This window comes from Mesorhizobium sp. 131-2-1, from assembly GCF_016756535.1.
Taxonomy (GTDB): Bacteria; Pseudomonadota; Alphaproteobacteria; order Rhizobiales; family Rhizobiaceae; genus Mesorhizobium.
Map to the genome: position 1 here is coordinate 2,633,437 of NZ_AP023247.1, position 21,296 is coordinate 2,654,732.

Annotated in this window: 15 protein-coding genes; 5 read left to right on the forward strand and 10 right to left on the reverse strand. The window is 65.5% G+C overall.

What is annotated here, in order from left to right:
• Positions 1-125: 125 nt before the first annotated feature.
• The 5 genes from JG743_RS12715 (at position 126) to JG743_RS12735 (ending at position 5,412) form a co-directional block, all read left to right on the forward strand.
• Positions 126-1,250 carry a sugar ABC transporter substrate-binding protein gene (locus JG743_RS12715; protein WP_202300578.1) on the forward strand — a complete coding sequence of 375 codons (1,125 nt, stop codon included), beginning with the start codon at positions 126-128 and terminating at the stop codon, positions 1,248-1,250.
• 80 nt (positions 1,251-1,330) lie between these two features.
• Positions 1,331-2,875, forward strand: coding sequence for a sugar ABC transporter ATP-binding protein (locus JG743_RS12720; protein WP_202300580.1), 1,545 nt, complete (start codon positions 1,331-1,333; stop codon positions 2,873-2,875).
• Positions 2,876-2,888: 13 nt separating this feature from the next.
• A complete protein-coding gene (locus tag JG743_RS12725; RefSeq protein WP_202300582.1) occupies positions 2,889-3,869 on the forward strand; it encodes an ABC transporter permease in 981 nt (326 codons plus the stop codon).
• Positions 3,866-4,852, forward strand: coding sequence for an ABC transporter permease (locus JG743_RS12730; protein WP_202300584.1), 987 nt, complete (start codon positions 3,866-3,868; stop codon positions 4,850-4,852). The genes JG743_RS12725 and JG743_RS12730 overlap by 4 nt, the downstream gene beginning before the upstream one ends.
• Before the next feature lie 77 nt (positions 4,853-4,929).
• Positions 4,930-5,412, forward strand: coding sequence for a gluconokinase (locus tag JG743_RS12735; RefSeq protein WP_202302605.1), 483 nt, complete (start codon positions 4,930-4,932; stop codon positions 5,410-5,412).
• On the opposite strand, the gene JG743_RS12740 is transcribed toward JG743_RS12735, so the two are convergent.
• The 10 genes from JG743_RS12740 to JG743_RS12785 all read right to left on the reverse strand — a co-directional run bounded on the left by JG743_RS12740 (position 5,407) and on the right by JG743_RS12785 (position 21,080).
• Positions 5,407-6,555, reverse strand: a complete 1,149-nt coding sequence (locus JG743_RS12740; protein WP_202300586.1) for a hypothetical protein — start codon at positions 6,553-6,555, stop codon at positions 5,407-5,409. The two genes, JG743_RS12735 and JG743_RS12740, sit on opposite strands and share 6 nt — an antisense overlap.
• A gap of 137 nt (positions 6,556-6,692) precedes the next feature.
• Complete coding sequence (locus JG743_RS12745) at positions 6,693-7,142, reverse strand: RrF2 family transcriptional regulator (protein ID WP_202300588.1); 450 nt, start codon at positions 7,140-7,142, stop codon at positions 6,693-6,695.
• A 261-nt stretch (positions 7,143-7,403) separates the two neighbouring features.
• The gene (locus JG743_RS12750; protein WP_202300590.1) at positions 7,404-8,390 is read right to left on the reverse strand and encodes a sulfate ABC transporter substrate-binding protein; all 987 of its coding nucleotides are present in this window, start codon (positions 8,388-8,390) and stop codon (positions 7,404-7,406) included.
• Between the two features lie 148 nt (positions 8,391-8,538).
• Positions 8,539-9,597, reverse strand: coding sequence for a sulfate/molybdate ABC transporter ATP-binding protein (locus JG743_RS12755; RefSeq protein WP_202300592.1), 1,059 nt, complete (start codon positions 9,595-9,597; stop codon positions 8,539-8,541).
• Between the two features lie 13 nt (positions 9,598-9,610).
• Positions 9,611-10,495: a sulfate ABC transporter permease subunit CysW gene (gene cysW, locus JG743_RS12760; protein ID WP_202300594.1), complete on the reverse strand. Its 885-nt coding sequence runs from the start codon at positions 10,493-10,495 to the stop codon at positions 9,611-9,613.
• Positions 10,488-11,339, reverse strand: coding sequence for a sulfate ABC transporter permease subunit CysT (gene cysT, locus JG743_RS12765; RefSeq protein ID WP_202300596.1), 852 nt, complete (start codon positions 11,337-11,339; stop codon positions 10,488-10,490). The genes cysW and cysT overlap by 8 nt, the downstream gene beginning before the upstream one ends.
• Before the next feature lie 73 nt (positions 11,340-11,412).
• Positions 11,413-12,441, reverse strand: a complete 1,029-nt coding sequence (locus tag JG743_RS12770; RefSeq protein WP_202300598.1) for a sulfate ABC transporter substrate-binding protein — start codon at positions 12,439-12,441, stop codon at positions 11,413-11,415.
• A 235-nt stretch (positions 12,442-12,676) separates the two neighbouring features.
• A complete protein-coding gene (locus JG743_RS12775; RefSeq protein WP_202300600.1) occupies positions 12,677-13,399 on the reverse strand; it encodes a M15 family metallopeptidase in 723 nt (240 codons plus the stop codon).
• A gap of 18 nt (positions 13,400-13,417) precedes the next feature.
• Positions 13,418-15,508, reverse strand: a complete 2,091-nt coding sequence (pbpC, locus tag JG743_RS12780) for a penicillin-binding protein 1C (RefSeq protein WP_202300602.1) — start codon at positions 15,506-15,508, stop codon at positions 13,418-13,420.
• Positions 15,509-15,596: 88 nt separating this feature from the next.
• The gene (locus JG743_RS12785) at positions 15,597-21,080 is read right to left on the reverse strand and encodes an alpha-2-macroglobulin family protein (protein WP_202300604.1); all 5,484 of its coding nucleotides are present in this window, start codon (positions 21,078-21,080) and stop codon (positions 15,597-15,599) included.
• Positions 21,081-21,296 lie beyond the last annotated feature (216 nt).

Here is a 21,296-nt window from a genome sequence, read left to right on the forward strand (position 1 = left end):
AGGGGGCATCGGGTCGGCAAACGGCCACCTGAAAGGCGCCATGGCAAGGCTGGAGGGCCTCGCCGGATGTGGATAGGCGCCTGATCACGCAGCATCAGACAGAACTGCAACCGGGAGGAATATCGATGATCAAGTCACTTGTTGGTGGCATCGTTGCCGCCACTGCATTCGTTATGCTGAGCTCATCGGCGATCGCCGATCCAGAGATCGTCAAGGGGCCGGCAGCCGAGCCCGACTGCTTCGCGCCCTGGGCGGCCGATACGCAGTTCTTCAAATTTCCAAAGAAGGATGGCCCGTACCGCATAGCGCTCGCCAATGGCTACATCGCCAACACCTGGCGCATCCAGATGATCCAGACGGCCAAGGCCTATGCCGCGCAAAAAGACGTCGCGGCAAAGCTGAAGGAATTCAAGGTCGTATCGACGGGGGAAGATGTCCCGGCGCAGATCTCGGCGATCAACAACTTCATCGATTCCGGCTTTGACGCGATCGTCGTCAACGCGCAGAACCCGACCGCCTTCGGACCGGTGATCAAGCGCGCCAAGGAAGCAGGCGTCGTGCTTGTCGCCTTCGACAACATCCTCGACACCAAGGACGCCATCAACGTCAATGTCGACCAGAAGGGTCTGGGCGAATTGTGGGGCAAATGGCTCGTCAGCCATATTCCGGATGGCGGCAAGATCCTCGAGGTGCGCGGTGTTGCCGGCACGTCGGTCGACACCGATCGCCACAATGGCATCCATGAGGTCTTCGACGCTTCGGGCAAGAAATGGGACATCACCGAAGTCGCCGGCAAGTGGGACGATCCGACAGCGCAGAAAGTCACCGCTGACGCCATCGCCACCAACGGCCCGTTCGTCGGCATCACCGGCCAGGGCGGCGACACCGGCATCGTGCAGGCGATGATCGATGCCAAGCATCCGTTCGTGCCATTCGGCGGCGAGACGGAGAACGGCTTCCGCAAATTCTGCGCCGCGCACGCCGCGGACGGTCTGAAATGTTCGTCGGCCGGCACCGGCCCCGCCCAGGTGGCGGTCGCCATCAAGACGGCGATCTCGGCACTTGAAGGCAATGTCGTGCCGCAGTCGGTGAAGCTGCCGCTGGCGATCGTCGAGGATCCCAACTTCAAGGCGGGTCAGGATTTCTTCCCTGACCAGTCCGACAATTTCTTCGTCGGCAATTCCTTCCCCACCTGCGGCATCAATTTCACCGCGCAGGAAATCATGGGACAGACCAAGGCGGACCAGTGACCTGATCGACCGGCGCCGCGGAGACGCTTCGCGGCGCCGGCCTTCCGCCATCTTGAAGTGAAAGCTGCCCTGGAGGGTCGATGGACGGCGCGGTTCCGCTCTTCCGCATGGAAGGCATATCCAAACGCTACGGCGGCGTGCGGGCGCTGGAAAAGGCCGAGCTTTCGGTCACGGCTGGCAGCATCCACGCCATCCTCGGCGAGAACGGCGCCGGCAAGTCGACCTTGATCAAGGTCATGGCGGGGGTCGTGGCGCCCGACGAGGGCCGCATGATGCTCGACGGAAGCGAGGTAAGCTTCGCTTCGCCGGCCGCCGCCAACCAGGCCGGCATCGTCTGTATCTTCCAGGAACTGTCGCTGGTTCCCGAGCTCAGCGTCGCCGACAACATCGTCATTTCCGATCCACCGACGCGCTTCGGCATGATTGACCGCAAGGCGCAGCGCCGCATCGCCGAAGAGGCGCTGGCGCGCGCCGGTGCGACCGACATCCACCCGCTGGCGCTGGTCAAGGATCTGCCGCTGTCGCGGCGGCAGATGGTCGAGATCGCCAAGGCACTGGCACGCAAGCCGCGCATCCTGATCCTCGACGAAGCAACCTCGGCGCTGGCCGCGGCCGACGTCGCCAAGATATTCGGCGTGCTGAAGCGGCTGCGCTCGGAAGGGCTGGCGCTGCTCTACATCTCGCATCGCATGAACGAGATCGCCGAGCTTGCCGACCAGTGCACCGTCTTCCGCAACGGCCGCAACGTCGCGAGCTACGCGGCCGGCTCGAAGAGCGATAGTGAAGTCGTCGAACTGATGATCGGACGCGAATACAGCCATATATTTCCCTCGAAGCCGGCGCGGCACGCTGCCGCCGTTCCGGTGCTGGAGGCGCGCAAGCTGTCCTGGACCGACAGGCTGGACAATGTTTCGCTGACGGTCAGGGCCGGCGAGATCGTCGGCCTCGGCGGTCTCGATGGCCAGGGCCAGCGGGAATTGCTGCTTGCCTTCTTCGGCGTGCTGCGTGGCCTTACCGGCGAGATCCTGATCGACGGCAAGCCGGTCGCGATCGCCAGCCCGTCAGACGCGCGCGACGATCGGATCGGCATGGCGCTGATCCCGGAGGACCGCAAGACCGAAGGACTGATGCTGCCGATGACGGTGCGCGAGAACCTCTCCTTCGCGGCGCTTGACAGGCTGTCCAAGGCTGGTGTCATCGATCGCGCCGCCGAGCAGAGGCTGATCGACGGCATGGTGGAGCTGCTGGCGATCAAGACGGCGGGCCTCGACATTCCGGTCGGCGCGCTGTCGGGCGGCAACCAGCAGAAGGTGGTCATCGCCAAATGGCTGATGCGCCAGCCGCGCATCATCCTGCTCAACGATCCGACGCGCGGCATCGATGTCGGCACCAAGCAGGAGCTCTACCAGCTGATGCGCAAGCTCGCCGACGCGGGCGCCGCGATCCTGTTCTACTCGACCGATTATGACGAATTGATCGGCTGCTGCGACCGGGTGCTGGTGCTCTACGACGGCGCGGTCAAGCGCGAGCTGGTCGGCCCTGAGATCACCGAGCATGCGCTGATCGCCAGCGCGCTCAACATCCATGGCGAGGCCGCCGGTCCGGCGCACGGAGGGGGAGCATGAAGGGGATCATAGCGTGAGGGACTGGCGCTACTGGCTGGCTGAACAGCGCGGAACGCTGCTCGCATTCGGCATCTTCGTCGCCATGTTCGCGATCTACAGCGCGAACCATCCGGCCGGCTTCACGGCCAACGTCGTGCAGACGGCCGCCAACAAGGGCGTGTTGCTCGCCTTCGTCGCCATGGCGCAGACCCTGGTGGTGATCACCGCCGGCATCGATCTATCCGTCGGCATGATCTTCACGCTGACCAATTGCCTGGCTTCCTGGCTGGTCATCGGCACCGGCCTCGAGACCGCATTCGGCGTCGTCGCGGTGCTCGGCACAGGTTTGCTGTGCGGGGCGATCAATGGCGCCATCGTCATCTACGGACGGCTGCAGCCGATCGTCGCCACCATCGCCACCGGTGCCGTCTATTTCGGCCTGGCGCTGCTGCTGCGGCCGTTTCCGGGCGGTTCGGTCAACGAGGATCTGGCCGACTTCCTGACCGGGCGCTTCTTCGGCGTTGTGCCGGCGAGCCTGGTCGCGCTGGCCGCCGTGGTGCTGATCGTGTGGGTGCCGTTCAGCCGCTCGGTGCCCGGCCGCGCCGCCTACGCTGCCGGCTCCTCGGAAACGGCCGCCTATATGTCGGGCGTACCGATCCGGCGTGGAAAATTCGTCGCCTACGCGCTTGCTGGGCTGCTGGCGGCCATCGGCGGGCTGTTCCTGACCTTCTTTACCTATACGGGCGACGCCGCCTACGCCAGCGGCAACGCCTACACGCTGTTTTCGATCGCGGCCGTCGTGCTCGGCGGCGTCTCGCTGTTCGGCGGCAAGGGCAGCGCCATCGGCGCGATCTTCGGCGCGCTCGCCTTCCGCACCATAGGCGACCTCTTGTTCGTCTTCGATTTCGACCCGCTCTGGCAACCGCTGTTCCAGGGCGTCATCCTTCTGATCGCGGTCAGCCTCGGCGCCTTCGCCCTGTTCAGGGTCCGCAACCGGCTGGAGTGGTTCCTGTGAGCGAAACGACCATTGGCGGCATCGCCGGGCGCATGCCGAAATTCATCCGCCGCGCCGATCCGGCTGTAATCACAGCGTTTGCCTGCATCGTGCTGCTGCTGTTTCTCGGCAGTCTCTATTCGCGCAGCTTCCTGTCGCCGGAATATCTCCTGCAGCAGCTCAAGGTGGCGTCGTTCCTCGGCGTCATCGCCACCGGCATGATGCTGGTCATCCTGCTCGGCCAGATCGATCTATCGGTGCCGTGGTCGGTGGCCGTCGGCGCCATGATGGCAGCCGCGGCCGCGGCCTACGGTCCGATCGGCGTGGCGCTTGCCATCCCGTTCGGCATCTCCTGCGGCATCATGATCGGCATCGTCAACGGCATCGGCGTCGCCTATCTGCGCATCCCATCGATGATCGTGACGCTTGCCACCAACGCAGTCGCGCAGGGGCTGATGGTGGTTTACACCGGCGGCTTCTCGCCGCAGGATTCGGCGACCGGCGCGATGCGCTACCTGGCGACCGGCTTTGCCATTCCGGCCGTGCCCAACGCCGTCGTCATCTGGGCGCTGGTCGGCGCGGCGATGGTCTTCGTGCTGACCCGCACCGGCTTCGGCCGCGCTGTCTACGGCATCGGCAACCGGGAGCGCGCCGCCTATCTATCCGGCATCGACACAAGGCGCGTGGTGATGATCGCGTTTGCCGTCTCGGGCGGGCTCTCGGCCTTCGGCGGCGTGCTGCTTGCCGGCTATGCCTCCAAGGCGGCGCAGTCGATGGGCGATGCCTATCTGCTGCCGTCGATCGCCGCCGTGGTGCTCGGCGGCACCTCGATCCTTGGCGGACGCGGCTCCTATCTGGGCACCGTCGCCGGGGTGATCCTGATCACGCTGCTTCAGTCCATCCTCTCGGTCATGCAGATGCCGGAGGCCGGACGGCAGATCATCTATGGCGTGGTCATCGTCGTCATGCTTCTGCTCTACGGCCGGGCACCGCCGAGCCGTTGACCGTGATCGAAAAGGCAGGACCGCCGGCGACCGGGGCACGGACACACGACGCCCGACCGGCGCCCGCCATCGTGGTGATGGGGGTTGCCGGCTGCGGCAAGTCGGCGGTCGGCGAGGCGCTGGCGGCAACGCTGGGAGCGGTGTTCGTCGAGGGCGACCGGCTGCATCCGCCCGAGAATGTAGCGCGCATGGCAAGCGGTGAGCCGCTCACCGACGAATTGCGCGCCGGCTGGCTCGATGCCATCGGCCGGCGCATCGCGGCCTCGATCGCCGATGGGCAACGCGTCGTCGCCGCCTGCTCGGCGCTGAAGCGCGGCTACCGGGAGCGATTGCGCGGCTTTTGTCCGGATCTGCGCTTCGTCTATCTGGAAATCGATCCGGAAACCGCCAGGCGCCGTGTCGGCAGCCGCAAGGGACATTTCATGCCGGCAAGCCTGGTCGACAGCCAGTTCGCCACGCTCGAAGCGCCAACGGCGGATGAGCATGCCTGGACCGTGGACGGCACCGGCGGGATCGCCGACATCGTCGCCACGATCCTTGGAGAGCTCAGGACCTCATGAGGATGCGTCGGCGCCGGCGTCCGTCGTGTCGCCCGACCGCTCGGTGAACCTCTCGGCGCCTGCCCACACCATCATCTGCTCCGGGTGCGATTTCATCGCCTCCAGGAGGCGATCGCGCTTGAGCAGGATGTAGCGGGCCTGCACCTCCAGGTTCTTCGCCGCCATGTCCCTTGTCGCGCCGGTTGCCGGCTTTGCCGCCGACACCAGTTCGGGACTGATAACCGCGTGGTATTCGCGAAAGGGCACGGTCTCGAAGGTCGACATGGCAAACAGCGCCGTTCCGCCTCGCGCGGCGAAGTTTGCCGGAGCCGAGGCCAGCTGGGTCCAGCCGCTTTCCCCCATGTCGACTTCGGTGAATGTCGTGCCGGCGTGGGTGGTGTTGGTCATCAGGACGATGCCGTTTTCCCTCAGCATGCGCTGCATGCGCACTGTCACCTGGTAGGCGTCGCCGCGCTCGAAGATGACCCGGCTTTTCAGGAAACGGTTCTCCACCGCGATCAGCGGCCGGTTCAGGAAGCGCAGGCCGAACTCCGTGTCCGAAAAGCCGTGAAAGTTGACGCTGACCTGATGCGTATCGAGGCCGGCCTCATGCAAGGCTCGCTTGCCGACGATGGTCTGGGCGGTGAACTGATCGCACCAGATGATGGCGCCGCGGCCGCGCCGCAGCGCCGCGCGCAGGCCTTCGAGCCCCTCCAGCCGGATTTCCGGCGACCAGCCATGGCCGGTAATGTGCGCGGCAAGCAGCAATTGCCGGCGATGGACCGCGGCAAGCAACCCCTTGAACAGCGTTTCCGCGTCGACGCGATCGCCAAAGACGGCACGGACCGACGCGGCATAGCGTGGAAAATCCTTGCGGAGATGGCGTTTCAGCCGAAGCTTCGAGCTCCAGGCGCAGATTGGCGCCCAACTGGCGAGCGGCAACGTCGCGGCGACCACCAGAAGGAAGGCGAGCAGCAGGCTTTCGCGAAGATCGCGGTTCGAGAAGCGGCGCAGCTTGGCGGGCCTGACCAGCCTGCGACTGAAGAAGCGGACCGCTTCGCCGCGCTCCGGCACCGGCACGTCGGCGATGATCTCGGTGTGGTAAATGGCGGACGATGTCGCGCGGTCGGCCCTGCGGGATTTTCCGAACCACGGCAGCCTCATCGGATCGGTGTCCCGCCTGTTCCTGGTTGCGTCCGAAAGGCCGCTCTACTGCGTCCATTGCCGCGGCGCAATCGGATAGAGGCACTGACCACCCCGACGGGCGGCACAGGTCCAGATGCGGAACGTCAGGTCCGAGCTTAGATCTGCGAGGTCAGCTCGACGGGGAAATCGTCATTGTCGGCGTCGCGCATGGCGGCGAGGCTGCGGTTGTCCAGCACCTCGGCAATCGCCTGGCGCACTTCCAGCATCATGTGCCGGACCTGGCAGGTCGCCTCGTCGCAATCCTCACAGCGCTGGTATTGCGAACGGCTGGCGCAAGGGATCGGCGCCAGAGGCCCGTCGAGGACGCGCACGACGTGGCCGATCTTGATCTCTGAGGCTGGACGGGCAAGGCGATAGCCCCCTTCCTTGCCCTTGCGACTCTGGACAAAACCGGCATTGCGCAACTCGCCCAGGATGGCGTCGAGGAATTTCTTCGGGATGTTGTTGGCGACGGCGATGTCGTTGACGAATGCAAGCTGGCCGGCCGGCAGGCCGGAAAGATGCACGAGGGCCTTGAGGCCGTATTTGCCTTTTTTGGTGAGCATGCCCGATTCAGTTCATGAAAACCCCAACCGCCCGCATCTGGCGGTTGTTTGTGTGCAAATCATGACGTCTCGGGTCGCGCATTGCAGTTTCGCGCAAAACAAGTCGCCCCTAAGCAGGTTAGGCACAAACACGTTGATTCTTTGTAACGTTTCTCACAGATGACGCCGGGATTTGTTGGGAACGGGCGGTGCGAAACGAAAAAAGCCGGCACAAAGCCGGCTTTCGTTCAAGCACAAGAACAGTACTTTGAAGCACAACCGTCAGCGGTTGCCATAGGCCTGGTCGAGCAGGCCGCCGGCGGCGAAATGCTCGGCCTGCACCTTGGCCCAGCCGCCGAAGACCTCGTCCACCGTCAGCAGGCGGACCTGCGGGAACTGGTCCTTGTACTTTGCCGCGACCGCCGCGTCGCGGACACGGTTGCCGTTGCGGGCGAGGATGTCCTGGCCTTCGGGCGTGTAGAGGAAATCGAGATAGGTCTTGGCGAGATCGCGCGTGCCATGCTCGTCGGCGACCTTGTCGACGATGGCGACGGGAAACTCAGCCAGCAGGCTGACCGAGGGGGTGACCTGCTCGAACTTGTCGTCGCCATACTCCTTGCGGATGCCGCGCGTCTCGGACTCGAAGGTGATCAGCACGTCGCCGATCTCGCGCTGCACGAAGGTGGTGGTGGCGGCGCGGCCGCCGGTGTCGAAGATCGGCACGTTGTTGAACAGTTTGGTGATGAACTCCTTCACCTTGGCGTCGTCGCCCTTGAAGGCCTCCTTGGCGTAAGCGGTGGCGGCTAGATAGGTGTAGCGCGCATTGCCCGATGTCTTCGGGTTGGGGAAGATCACCTGCACGTCATCGCGCACCAGGTCGCTCCAGTCCTTGATGTGCTTGGGGTTGCCGGCGCGCACCAGGAAGGACGGCAGCGAATAGAAGGGCGAGGCGTTGTCGGGAAAGTCCTTCTGCCAGTCGGCGGAGACGAGACCCTTCTTGACCAGGAAATCGACATCGGTGACCTGGTTGAAGGTGACGACATCGGCGGCGAGACCTTCGGCGATGGCGCGCGCCTGGGCGGAAGTTCCGGCATGCGACTGGTCGATCGTCACGCCCGGGTGTTCGGCGATGAAGGTCTTGTTGACCTCGGCGAACAGCTCGCGGCCGACGTCGTAGGACGCGTTCAGCAATCTGTCGGCCGACCAGGCCTCGGTGGATGCAAGGAAGAGTGTGGCCAGCACCGCCGCGCCGAGCAAAAATCGCTTCATGAAACTGGCTCCTTGAGAATTGCAACGAGGGCGCACGATAGTCGGGCGGGCCCGATCGTGACGAGACATGCGGGCCGGGGCAAGTAGGCCGTCCTCAGAAAATCAATCGCTGCAACAAACGCTTGTTAGGATTTTCTTCTAGGCTGATTCAGCTGGCCTTTGCGGGCTCAGATGCCGGGAAAAGCTTCCAGCGTCGCGGCCTGAACGCCACCCGGCTCTTCTGCGCCGCCGGATGGTCGACGGGCAGCTCGACCTCAACCCGCTGGCGCTCGCCGCCGACTTCGAGCTCGACCCGCCTGGTGCCGGCGACGCGGCGGCTGGCCGCGACCGTGCCGGCGATGCAGCCGCTGCAGCCGTCAAGGAGCTCGACGTCATGTGGGCGGAAATAGAGCAGCGCGTCGCCCGAGGCCACGTTCGGGGCGGACAGGCCGATCGGCCGGTCGGCGATCCAGACTTCGCCGCTCTCGACCTTGACCGGCAGCGAACTCGATTCACCGATGAAACTGTAGACAAAGGGCGAGTTCGGCGTGTCGTAGATCTCATCGGCGGAACCGACCTGCTCGATGCGGCCCTGGCTCATCACCACGACGCGATCGGCAAGCTCGAGCGCCTCTTCCTGGTCGTGGGTGACGAAGACGGTGGTGTGGCCGGTGCGATCGTGGATCTCGCGCAGCCAGCGGCGAAGCTCCCGCCGCACCTGAGCGTCGAGCGCGCCGAACGGCTCGTCGAGCAACAGCACCTTCGGCTCGATCGCCATGGCGCGGGCCAGCGCCACGCGCTGGCGCTGGCCGCCGGAAAGCTGCGCCGGGTAGCGCTTCTCCAGGCCCGATAGCTGGACGAGGTCGAGAAGCTCGGAGGCGCGGCGGCGGATCTCCTGCGCCGGCGGCCGTGCCGGGCCGTGCCGGACCTTGAGGCCGAAGCCGATATTGTCGGCGACCGTCATGTGGCGGAACAGCGCGTAATGCTGGAAGACGAAGCCGACATTGCGCTCCTGGATCGACTTCTGCGAGGCGTCCTCGTCCCCGAAGAAGATCGTGCCCTTGGTCGGCCGTTCCAGCCCGGCAATCAGCCGCAGAAGCGTCGTCTTGCCGGAGCCGGACGGCCCGAGCAGCGCGATCAGCTCGCCCGACTTGATGTCGAGCGAGACGTCGTGGAGGGCCGGAAACCGCTCAAACTCCTTGCGCACGTTGGCAACGCGAACTTCCATGAACCAGCCCTTTTCAGTGTCCGCGCGTCGCGGCGATCTCGGCGCCGTAGCGCATCTCGAGAAGTGTTTTCAAGACCAACGTAACCAGCGCGAGACCGGCAAGCAGCGAAGCGACGGCGAAGGCGCCGACCGCATTGTACTCATTGTAGAGGATTTCGACATGCAGCGGCATGGTGTTGGTAAGGCCGCGTATGTGCCCCGACACCACCGACACCGCGCCGAACTCGCCCATGGCGCGGGCGTTGCAGAGCAGAACGCCGTAGAGCAGCCCCCATTTGATGTTGGGCAGCGTCACATACCAGAAGGTCTGCCAGCCATTGGCGCCGAGCGAAAGTGCTGCCTCCTCGTCGCCATTGCCCTGTTCCTGCATCAGCGGGATCAGCTCGCGGGCGACGAAGGGGAAGGTGACGAAGACGGTGGCGAGCACGATGCCCGGCACTGCGAAGAGGATGACGACGCCATGCGCCTTCAGCCATTCGCCGAGCACGCCTTGAGCGCCGAACAGCAGCACGTAGACCAGGCCTGAAATCACCGGCGAGACCGAGAAGGGCAGGTCGATGAGCGTGGTCAGGAAAGCCTTGCCCTTGAACTCGAACTTGGCGATGGCCCAGGCGGCGGAAATGCCGAAGACGAGATTGAGCGGCACCGAGATCGCGGCCACCAGCAGCGTCAGGCGGATCGCCGAGCGCGTGTCGGAACTGGCCAGCGCCTCCGTGTAGGCACCGAGGCCCTTCGCCAGCGCCTCGTGGAAGACGACGATCAGCGGCAGGAGCAGGAAGACGGCGAGGAAAGCGAAGGCCACAGCCATCGCCACGATGCGCACCGGGCGGCTTTCGGTGACCGCGGCCGACTGGCTTTCGTGGTGCGGCTCATAGGATTTGATTTCGGGGTCAGCCATAGCGTTTGCGGCTCCATGACTGCGCCAGGTTGACGACCAGCAACATCAGGAAGGACAGCCCCAGCATGATCGCCGCAATCGCGGTGGCGGCGGGATAGTTGTACTCCTCCAGCCGGATGATGATCAGAAGCGGCGCGATCTCCGACTTGAACGGCAGGTTGCCGGCGATGAAGATGACCGAGCCGTATTCGCCGACGCCGCGCGCGAAGGCGAGCGAGAAGCCGGTGATGATCGCCGGCGCGAGTCCCGGGAAGAGGATGCGGGTGATGATCTGGAAGCGGCTGGCGCCAAGCGTGGCGGCCGCCTCCTCGACCTCCTTGTCGAGCTCTTCCATGATTGGCTGAACGGTACGCACGACGAAGGGCAGGCCGATGAACACCAGCGCGATGACGATGCCGAGTGGCGTGTAGGCGACCTTGATGCCGAGCGGCATCAGCAGTTTGCCGATCCAGCCGTTCGGGGCGTAGAGCGTGGTCAACGCTATGCCGGCAACGGCGGTCGGCAGCGCGAAGGGCAGGTCGACCATGGCATCGACGATGCGACGGCCGGGAAAGCGGTAGCGCACCAGCACCCAGGCGACGATCGTGCCGAAGACGACGTTGACGCAGGCGGCGAGAAAGGCGGTGCCAAAGCTGATCCTGAGCGCATTGAGCGTGCGGCGGTCGGCGGCGATCGCCCAGAAATCGGTCCAGCCGAGCGCGGCCGAGCGCCAGACCAGCCCGGAAAGCGGGATGAGGATGATGAGCGTGAGGTAGGCAAGCGAGAAGCCGAGCGTCAGTCCGAAACCCGGAATGACACTCGGCTGCTTGAATCGCCACCCCGCCTGCGCGGGTGCAGTGGTCATGGAATTCTGGTTCGTCCCTTCTTATTCAGACCAGATTGCCGTCGGTGATGTCCCGGCCCGAGGCCGTCGCGCCTCACTGGGCCGGCTTATAGATCTGGTCGAATATACCACCGTCGCCGAAATGATAAGGCTGTGCCTTCTTCCAGCCGCCGAAAAGCGGATCGTCGATGGTGATCAGCTTGATCGTCGGCAGCTTGGCGAGGTCCTCCGCGGGCACCAGATCGGGCTTCGCCGGCCGATAGTGGTTCTTGGCGATCAGCGTCTGACCCTCCTTGGAGTAGAGGTAGCCGAGATAGGCCTCGGCGACCTTGCGCGTGCCCTTGGCATCGACATTGGCGTCGACCACCGCGACCGGCGGCTCGGCCAGGATCGAGGTCGGCGGATAGACGATGTCGAAATTGTCGGCACCGAATTCGTCGAGCGCCAGATAGGCCTCGTTTTCCCAGGCCAGCAGCACGTCGCCCAGGCCCTTTTGCGCGAAGGTCACGGTCGAGCCGCGCGCGCCGGTGTCGAGGACCGGAACGTGCGAATAGAGCTTGCCGATGAAGTCCTTGGTCTTGGCCTCGTCGCCGCCGTCGTTGGCGCTGGCATAGGCCCAGGCGGCGAGATAGTTCCACCGCGCGCCGCCGGAGGTCTTGGGGTTCGGCGTGATCACCTGGACATCTTCCTTGATCAGGTCGTTCCAGTCGTGGATGCCCTTCGGGTTGCCCTTTCGCACCAGGAAGATGATGGTCGAGGTGTAGGGGGCCGAATTGTTCTCGAACTTGGTGCGCCAGTCCGGATTGATCTTCTTGGTCTTCGAGGCGATGGCGTTGATGTCGCCCTCGAGCGCCAGCGTCACCACATCGGCGTCGAGGCCGTCGATCACGGCGCGGGCCTGGGCGCCCGATCCACCATGCGATTGCTGGATGGTCACGGTCTCGCCGGTCTCGGCCTTCCAGTGCGCGGCGAAGGCCTCGTCATAGGCCTTGTAGAGCTCGCGGGTCGGGTCGTAGGACACGTTGAGAAGGGTGGTGTCGGCGAACGCGAAACCGAGCGTGCCGAACTGGACAGATGTGGCGACCAGCGCGCCGAGCAGTTTCTTGAAATGAGGATTGGTCATTTCCGCCTCCGTTGATGACGGCCGAACTCTACCGAATTGATAGAATTTAGATGCATTCAATGTTGCCTTTTTTGCCTTGCCGGAGAAATTTTTCGCCGATGATCGGCATATTCAGGAAACGTCTTCCTCATATAGCCAATGCGGACCCCACGCCTGTCCGACGCCATCTAGAGACGGAGGGCGTCGTGGCAAGGTCCGGAGCGGCGGCTGATTTGCGTTGCGGGCGAGCCGCCCTCTATGGCGCGGTGACGGGGAAGTCGAAGCGCTGCTTCGGGAACGGCTCGTCCTTCAGCGTGAAATGCCACCATTCGCGGGCGTAGTTGCGGAAGCCGCCGGCGCGCATGGTCTCGACCAGTCGCTTGCGGTTCGCCGCGGCTTCGGCTGCGAGCGGGCGGTGGGCGGTTTCGCTGGCCGGGTCGAAGCAGTCGAAGCCGGTGCCGAAATCGAGCGTGTCGGTGCCGGCCGCGCCGCAGGCAGGGCGAGGGTCGGTCCCGCCGCCAGCGCGGCCAATGGCAAGATCGACGGTCGAGCCGCGTGAATGTGTGGAGAGTTCGCCGACATAGCCCTTGGCGATCAGATCGCCGCGCGCGACATTCGGATACCATTGCGGGTCTGGTGGTCCGCCCTTTCTCGTCCATTCGCCCATGTCGGTAACGGCCCGCGCCGGGCGGTAGCAGTCGAAGACGACCAGGGTCAGCCCTTCGGTGGCAAGTGTCTTCTCGACGCCGGCCAGGGCTTGTGCCGCTTGCCGGGTGAGGATGCAGATCGGCGCGTCATAGCCTTCGGCCTTGCGGTGCAGGAAATTCTCGACACCGGCATAGCGAATGTCCTGGCGGATCGAGGGGGCGACATCGGCAAGACGGACGAAGCCGGCGGGAAGGGGATCGGCGGAAGCAGGCTGAGCGGAAGCGAGAGCCTGCGCAAGGCAAAGTCCAATGCCCTGAATCGCTTGGCGCATTCTATTCAATGGATGCTTTCACTCGACAAAGACCTTGACGCTGGCCGCGCGGCCGGCGGCGTCGATCACGGTAAGCGTCGAGTAGCCGGCGCCGTCGGGCAGCCAGGTCGCGGTGCGGCGCCGGTCGATGCCGGTCAGCGGCTTGCCGTTGGCAAGCCAGCGGAACGGCGCGCGGCCGCCCTGCAGCTTCAGCACCAGCGGCGAGGCCTCGGCGGAATTCGCGCCAAGGTCGACGCGGGCGCCGTCGGGCGGAAAGACGATCGTCGGCGCGGGCTCGGTCGGCGTCGCCTGCACCAGCCCGTCCGATCCGGCGCCAAAGCGCGCCAGGGTCACCGGCAACTCCTCGCGTTTCGGGCGGTGCACGCCGGCCGGCTGCCCAGGCAGTGGAACAGCGGCGAGGCCGGAGCGGACGAAGCCCTCGAACAGGATCGGGGCGGCCGAAACATATCCGGACAGGCCGGGCACGGCGCCGGCATCGGCGCGGCCGACCCAGACACCCAACACGTAGCGGCCGTCGAAAGCGACGGACCAAGCGTCGCGGTAGCCATAGGAGGTGCCGGTCTTGTAGGCGATGCCGCGCTGGGCTGCGCCCTCCGGCGATTTCACGCCTGACAATATATCGGTGATCTGCCAGTTCGCCTGGTCGTCGAGGATGGTGGCGGTTGTGCGTTCGGCATTGGCCGGCTCGGTGCCGTCGTGCAGCGTGTGCGCCTTGCCGCCATTGGCGAGGCCCGTATAGAGCTGGACGAGATCGCGCAGCGTCACGCCGACGCCGCCGAGGCCGATCGCCAGGCCCGGCGCCTCGTTGACCGGCAGCACCGGGCTGACGCCCGCCTGGCGGAAGCGCGCCGTCAGTCTTGCCGGACCGACCGCGTCGAGCACCCGGATCGCCGGCACGTTGAGCGATAGCTGCAGCGCCTGGCGGATGCTGACATCGCCCTGGTAGCCCATGTCGAAATTCTTCGGCCGGTATCCGGCGAAATCGGCCGGGCTGTCTTCGATGATGGTCTCCTGCGCCACCAGGCCCTGCTCGAAGGCGAGCCCATAGATGAACGGCTTCAGCGTCGAGCCCGGCGAGCGGACGATCTTGGTCATGTCGATCCAGCCGGAGCGGCTGGCGTCGAAGAAATCGGCCGAGCCGACCTCGCCGAGGATTTCGCCGGTGCGGGCATCGGCCAGCACCATGGCGACGGAAAGCCGAGGCCCGAGCCTGGCGGCGGCTTCCCTCGCCACCTGCTCCAGGCCTTGCTGGACGCTTCTGCGGATGGTGAGTTGCAGCGGCTTGCCGGGCACGGCCTTCGGCAGCATGGCATAGGCGGCATGGGCGGCAAGCGCCGGCAGTTTGCGGCGCAGGCTGGAAACATCGTCGAGTGCGGCGCGCGCCGCCTCGCGCTCGCCGAGCAGGCCGATCGAAACCATGCGGGTGAGCACGCGGTCGCGGGCTGCATGGGCGATGTCGAGGTTGCGGTCCGGCCGCCGCTTCTCCGGCAGTTGCGGCAGGGCGACGAGCAGTGCCGCCTCCGAAACAGTCAGCCGCTTCGGCTCCTTGCCGAAATAGGCGAGCGAGGCGGCGCGAACGCCTTCGAGATTGCCGCCATAGGGCGCCAGCGTCAGATAGCGTTCGAGGATCTCGCGCTTGGAAAGCCGGCGCTCGATCTGGATGGCGCGCAGCATCTGCTTGATCTTGGAGCCGAGGCTGCGGCTGTCGCGCGGCTCGATCAGCCGGGCAAGCTGCATCGACAGAGTCGAGCCGCCGGAGACGATGTGGCCGTTGCTGACGAACTGGCCGGCGGCCCGGCAAAGCGCCAGCACATCGACGCCGTCATGGTCCCAAAAGCGCTTGTCCTCATAGGCGACCAGCATGTCGACGAATTGCTTGTCGACTTGGTCGAGCCGAGTCTCCAGCCGCCAGTAGCCGTCGGGCGTGGCGAAAGCGCGCAGCAGCTGGCCGTCGCGGTCCTGCACCTCGGTCGAGACCGCGAGCGCCGCCGGCAGCGGCGGCGGGTAGGCGCGGTCGAGTTCCCACAGGCCGGCGACGGCGAGAGCCAGCGCGCCAGTTGCCGAGGCGGCGGCGATGGCGGTTCGGCGCAGGAATTTTCTGGAGAGCATGGCGCCTTTCATCCGCGTGCTGGCGCCTTCTCCCCGCGTGGTGACGGGGAGAAGGGGGCTTTCCGCAAGGCTGGCGACGTCTTCATCGTTACGGCGCCTTGACCTCCATCATGCCGGTGGCGGTGCGGGCCGAGTATTGCGGTCGGTACATGTCCTCCACCGTTGCCGCCGGATGGGCGTAGGTGCCGGGCGTCACCGCGCGCACGACATAGGCCAGCGTGATGTTGCGGTCACCGTCGCCGTCGTTCGGGTTGAAGGCCGCGACGAAGCGGTCGTCGCGGAACTCGAGATGGGCGGCATCAGTCTGCGCCAGCCAAGAGAAGTTCGACAGCTGGGCGCTGGACACCAGGCCCGGATTGTCGATCTCGAAGCCGGCCGGCAACAGGTCGGTGATCAACAGGCGCGAAGGCCAGCTGTTCTGCTCGTAGACCTTAAGCACGACGACATAGCGTTCGTTCTGCTTGACCTCCGTCACGTTGGCTTCAGTTCCATCGAGCCTGTAGTAGGTGCGATCGATGGTGAAGCCTTCGCCACCGGCCGGCAGCGACTCCACCGGCGAGGCCACGGTGGTGACCACCGCCTGCAGCGGCGTCTTGCCGGTGTTGGCGATGGTAAGCGGGCTGTCGACGATGTCGCTGCCGCTGAACCGGTCGGAATAGCCGCCGGCATGCGGCGCGCCGTTGACGGAGAGCGTGATGGAATCATTGCCCTCCTTCAGCGCCCGCGCCGCGAGCAGCATCCAGGATTCGTCCTGCGTGCTTGTCCAGCGGGCATCGGCACGCTCCCTGGCGACCAGCTTGATCAGCGCCGGCACGATGGTCGGCACCGGCTTCGATTCGGCGGCCAGCGCCAGGATCGCCGCGCCGTCGCGGAGCGGCGAGCCGTAGTCCGAGCGGTAGTAGTCGTATTCGGTGGCCTCCTGCGCCAGACGCAGTGCCGTCTGGAAGGTGGCCTCCGAGCGCTGCGCGTCGCCATAGAGCGCGAGGCTCGCCGCCAGCTGCGCGACGGCCATCGGGCTGGTGAAGGCTTCGAGCTGCGTGTCGGCATAGTAGCGCAGGTCGCCGACCGAGGCCTTCTTGTTGCGGGCCAGCACATAAAGCGCATAGGCGATCTCGCTGCCGCGATCCTGGACGTCCTGGTCGTAGCCGAGCGAGTTCTGCAGGTTGCTCAGCGCCTGGTTCATCGCCAGCGCCGGGACGTCGTATTTCTGCTCGCGCGCCCGGGTCAGGAAGTCGCTGACATAGGCGTCGAGCCAGAGATCGCCGGAGCCGGGACCCCACAGGCCGAAGCTGCCCGCCGAGGCCTGATAGCTCAGCACCTTGTAGATGGCGTCCTGGATGCGGCCGTGCAGGTCCGGATCGCTGGCCATGCCGATGCCTGCGGCCAACTCGTTGACATAGAGCAGCGGCATGGCGCGGCTGGTCGTCTGCTCGGCGCAGCCATAGGGGTAGCGGTCGAGCGTCATCAGCAGTGATGGCACGTCGAAGGCGGCCGCCTGAGAGACGCCGACGCTAACCGAAGCGCCGTCGAGCAGGCTTGCCGCCAGCAGCTCCTTGTCGACGCGCAGGGCGCCGACATTGGGCTTGAGGTCGACCACCAGGCGGGTGGTGACCGGCAGTTGTGCCGGCCGCACCGGCACATAAAGCGTCTGCTCGACCTCGGTGCCGTCGGCATGGGCGAGCTTGATGGTGATCGAGCCGTCGCCCGCGGTCCTGGCGAGCAAGGGCACGGTCAGCGTCTGGCGCTTGCCCTGGGCGAGCGTCAGCTTCCCGGGCAGCGGCTTGTCGCCGGTCGACAGGTCGCCTGTCGTGTCGATCGACAGGGCATAGTCGCCGGCCGGGCCGTCGGTGTCGGCGACATCGAGCCGCATCGTAGCGGCATCGCCAGGCGCCAGGAAGCGCGGCAGGCCGGCGGTGATCACCACCGGATCGCGAACGATGACATCGGCCTGTGCGTGGCCGACCGCTTCCTTGGTCCAGGCTACCGCCATGACACGCACGGTTCCATTGAACTGCGGGATGTCGAAGTCGACCCTGGCCTTGCCATCGGCATCGAGCTGAACCGGACCGGAGAAGAAGGCGACCAGCTTCTCGGTCGGCGGGCTGCCTTGCGCCTGCAAGGCGGCGCCGTCGCCGCCGGTGCGCAGCTTGCCGGTGGTGCCCAGCGAGCCATCGATCAGACGGCCATAGAGGTCGCGAATCTCAAGCCCCAGCATGCGCTGGCCGAAGAACCAGTTTTCGGGATCCGGCGCCTTGTAGTTGGTGAGGTTGAGGATGCCGACATCGACGGCGGCAACCGTCACATAAGCATTGCTGCCGGGCTGCACGCCGGCAACCGCGACCGGGATCGACAGCTGTCGGCGAGGCATCGTCTTTTCCGGCGGCGTCAAGGTGACTGCGAGCTTCTTCGAGCCCGGGTCGACCGCCAGCCATTTGACGCCGATGGCGCGTGCCGGCATGCGTGTTTCCTGCGCGTCGCCCGGCCTGAAGAGTGTTGCCGTGACATAGGCGCCGGCGCCCCAGTCGTCGCCGACCGGGATATCGACAGTGCCGCCGCCGGCCGGCACGCTTGCGGTGACGGTCTTCAAGAGCTTGTCGGCGCCGATGGTGACCAGCAATTCGCCGGCAAAGTGCGGCGAGACCTTGAGCTTGGCCACTTCGCCCGCTGCATATGTGTCCTTGTCGAGAGCGACCTCGAGGCCGTCGGGCGTCTCGGTGGTGGTGGAACTGACATACCACCCGCCATCGAATTCGTAGCTGGTCGCCGGACCTTCGGGATCCGCCGTCTCGACCTCCAACCGGTAGCGGCCCCAGTCGACCGGGAGCGACACCGTCGCCTCGCCGTCGGCGGCAAGATCGATCTGGCCATTGGCCACCGATTTGGTGAAGGTGACGGGCTCGTAGTTCCACGAGTTGTTGGAGCGGTACCACTGGTAATTGCGCTCGACCTTGACCAGTGACCAAAGCGCGCCCTTCAGCGCCTCGCGCTTGCCGTCGGGATCGACGGCGATCAGGCTGAATTTCGCCGTGCCGCCCTGCGGCACCTCGTCATCCTCGAAATCCGGACGGATGCCAATCATGTGGCCTTGCGGACGGATGCCGATGTTGAGCGAGCGCTCGACGGCGCGGCCGCCGGTTTCGCGCATGCGGACGGTGACCTTGGCGTCGACCAGCTTGGTGGTCGAGGGCAACTGGTCGACGGCGACCGGGAAGGTCGCCTTGCCGTCGTCGCCGACCACGGGCAGGCCGGTGAGGGGCGTCACCGAGGGCTCGGCCGACTGCTCGTCGGCGAGACCGAAGGAATAGCCCTTGAAGCGGTCCCAATCGCGGGCGGTCGACAGCGTCAACTCGCCTTCCAGCGCAAGTCCGGCGGCCGGCGCGCCATAAAGGAAGCGGCCGTCGACGGTGACATTGGCGGTTTCGCCCTGCGCGATCTCCTGCTTGTCGGCGGAGAGATCGAATTCGATGCGATCCGGCACGAAGTCCTCGACCAGGAACATCTGGCTGGCGACGGCCGCCTGCTTGGGATCGGTATGGATCGACACCGTCCAGGTGCCGCGCATGGCGTTGGGCTCGAGCGGCAGGTCGACGGCATGGCCGCCGGCCGAAGCGCCGTCGCTGACGATGCGGCGGTCCTCGACGCCGTCGGGGCGCGTGAAGATGAAGGTCAGCGGCAGGTTCTCGACCGCCTTGGCGGCGCCGTCGCGGGCAAGGGCCGCGACATGCACATCCTCGCCGACGCGGTAGATACCGCGCTCGGTCCAGGCATAGACGTCAAGCGCGCCCGGCGCTGGGCGCCCGGTGACGCCACGGTCGGACAGGTCGAAGCCGGCCCGGCCCATGTCGAGGAAGACGAAGTCGTTGTCGCCCTGCTTGGCCATCAGCACGGCCGGCACCATGCCGCCTTCGCCGCGGGTCAGGCCAGGGTTGAAGACGGCACGGCCTTCGGCATCAGAGGTCGCAGTGCCGAGAATTTCATTGTTCCTGGCGAGCAGCGTCAGCTCGGCGCCGGCGATCGGCTTGGCGCTGCCAAGCGAGCGGGCAAAGACGTTGAGCCCGTCCTGTCCGGTATAGGTCGAGAGCCCAATGTCGGAGACGACGAACCACTGTGTGGCGATCGAATTGTAGTCGTCTTCGCCATGATCGTTGACGGCTTGCGCGGTCAGCACATAGACCCCGGGCTTGCGCTGCGGGATGGCCTCGTCGACCGGGAAGGAGGTGGTGACGTCCTGGTTGAGGTCGTTGGCGATATCGAGCTGGCCTTCCCAGACCGGCGAGCCCATCTGGTCGGAAATGTTGGAAATATCATAGCCGTCGAGCTGCTTCAGGAACTGGTAGCCGGACAGAAGCTGCGCAAGTGAGCGGTCGCCGATGCGATAGAGCTTCATCTTGGCGGCGGTCATGTTGACGGTGACGACCGGGATACCGCGGCGCGCGCCCGCCGGCAGCACGAAGCTGTCGCCGGTGAAGCGGGCGGAAGGCGCGCGATCCTGGACATAGATCGACAGCACCACCGGCGCGCTGGTCACCTCGCCGATAGCCGCCGGTAGGCCGGCGCGGAAGGTCACCTCATAGTGCTGGCCGTGCTCCAGCCCTTCGACGCAGATCTGCTTGTCCTTGGCTTCGACGCCCTTGGGAGCGGCGTTGTCGACGGTGACGAACTGCGCGTAGTCGACGCCGGTCTTGACCAGATCCTCGGAGAATTGCGCGCAGATGCGCGGCGCGCTGGTGTCGGCATCGATCGTGTGATCGATGACGCGGAAACCCTTGCGAGCCTTCAAGTCCGCATAGTCGGCCTGGACCGCCGGTGAGTTGACCAGCGCCAGGCTCGCTTCATAAGCCTGCAGCGAGGGCCGGTAAAGGTCGCGGCGGTCGAGACCGGCGCCGAGCAGCGCGAGCGCTTCGGCGCGCGTCTTGGTGGTGCGGAGCAGCTTGTAGGCGTTGAAGGCGGCGGAGGTGGAATTTGCCGGCAAGGTCGACGATTCTGAGGTGTTGGAGGCCGGCTGCACGGCAAGCGTCTCGCGCGCCAGCTCGAGCCAGAGATGGCCGTCGTCGGGCAGCACCGAAACCGCGGCCTCGTATTTCTGCATGGCCAGGCGGTGGTCGCCGGTAAGCCTCGCCTGCTCGGCCGCATCCTGGAGCGCCGCCAGACCCTCGGTCGGCTTGTCATAGACCGGATCGGTCAGCTTGTTGCGGTACTGCTGCGCCTGGTCGGCCATCCAGTTGGGAAAAAAGGCCAGTTCCGGCGGCGCGCCGATATCGGGATCGCCGTCGACATTGGCGACCTTGCCGGCGACGGCGCCGTTGAAGGGTTTTAGCTGGTTATAGTCGGATTTGAGAAAGCACCATTTGGCCTTGGTGTTGTAGGTGAAGGCCCGGCAGGCGGGATCGCCGAGGCATGTCGTCTTGCATTGGTCGAGGGTGACATTCTGGTCGGACCTGAGGTCGAACCCGAAATAGTCGGAATTGTCCGTCGTCACGATCCGCCGAGCCTCGGCCGCTTGCGCGACACTGCTCAAGGCGAAAAAGAGAAGGACCAGGAACGAGAGACCACGAGCCGCGCGCATTGCCACATCACCCTCCAGACATCGCCAGCGTTCCAGCATGATCAAGCTTCAGTCGGGCTTGTCAACGCCGGAGCTCGGCAGGTTTGCACCCGCCAACGGTTTCCATGCCGGCCAAAGGCCGGTATTTCGACAGAACCTCCATAGGACAAGGGATCACGCAATCTTGCGAAGACGCAAAAGGTGTGAATTCCAAGCCCTGTCTATTTCAGACAATTGGATTGT

Coding starts and splice junctions, on each gene's coding strand:
- JG743_RS12715 (WP_202300578.1), top strand. CDS start 126: ATGATCAAGTCACTTGTTGGTGGCATCGTTGCCGCCACTGCATTCGTT.
- JG743_RS12720 (WP_202300580.1), top strand. CDS start 1,331: ATGGACGGCGCGGTTCCGCTCTTCCGCATGGAAGGCATATCCAAACGC.
- JG743_RS12735 (WP_202302605.1), top strand. CDS start 4,930: ATGGGGGTTGCCGGCTGCGGCAAGTCGGCGGTCGGCGAGGCGCTGGCG.
- JG743_RS12740 (WP_202300586.1), bottom strand. CDS start 6,555: ATGAGGCTGCCGTGGTTCGGAAAATCCCGCAGGGCCGACCGCGCGACA.
- JG743_RS12745 (WP_202300588.1), bottom strand. CDS start 7,142: ATGCTCACCAAAAAAGGCAAATACGGCCTCAAGGCCCTCGTGCATCTT.
- JG743_RS12750 (WP_202300590.1), bottom strand. CDS start 8,390: ATGAAGCGATTTTTGCTCGGCGCGGCGGTGCTGGCCACACTCTTCCTT.
- JG743_RS12755 (WP_202300592.1), bottom strand. CDS start 9,597: ATGGAAGTTCGCGTTGCCAACGTGCGCAAGGAGTTTGAGCGGTTTCCG.
- cysW (WP_202300594.1), bottom strand. CDS start 10,495: ATGGCTGACCCCGAAATCAAATCCTATGAGCCGCACCACGAAAGCCAG.
- cysT (WP_202300596.1), bottom strand. CDS start 11,339: ATGACCACTGCACCCGCGCAGGCGGGGTGGCGATTCAAGCAGCCGAGT.
- JG743_RS12770 (WP_202300598.1), bottom strand. CDS start 12,441: ATGACCAATCCTCATTTCAAGAAACTGCTCGGCGCGCTGGTCGCCACA.
- JG743_RS12775 (WP_202300600.1), bottom strand. CDS start 13,399: ATGCGCCAAGCGATTCAGGGCATTGGACTTTGCCTTGCGCAGGCTCTC.
- pbpC (WP_202300602.1), bottom strand. CDS start 15,508: ATGCTCTCCAGAAAATTCCTGCGCCGAACCGCCATCGCCGCCGCCTCG.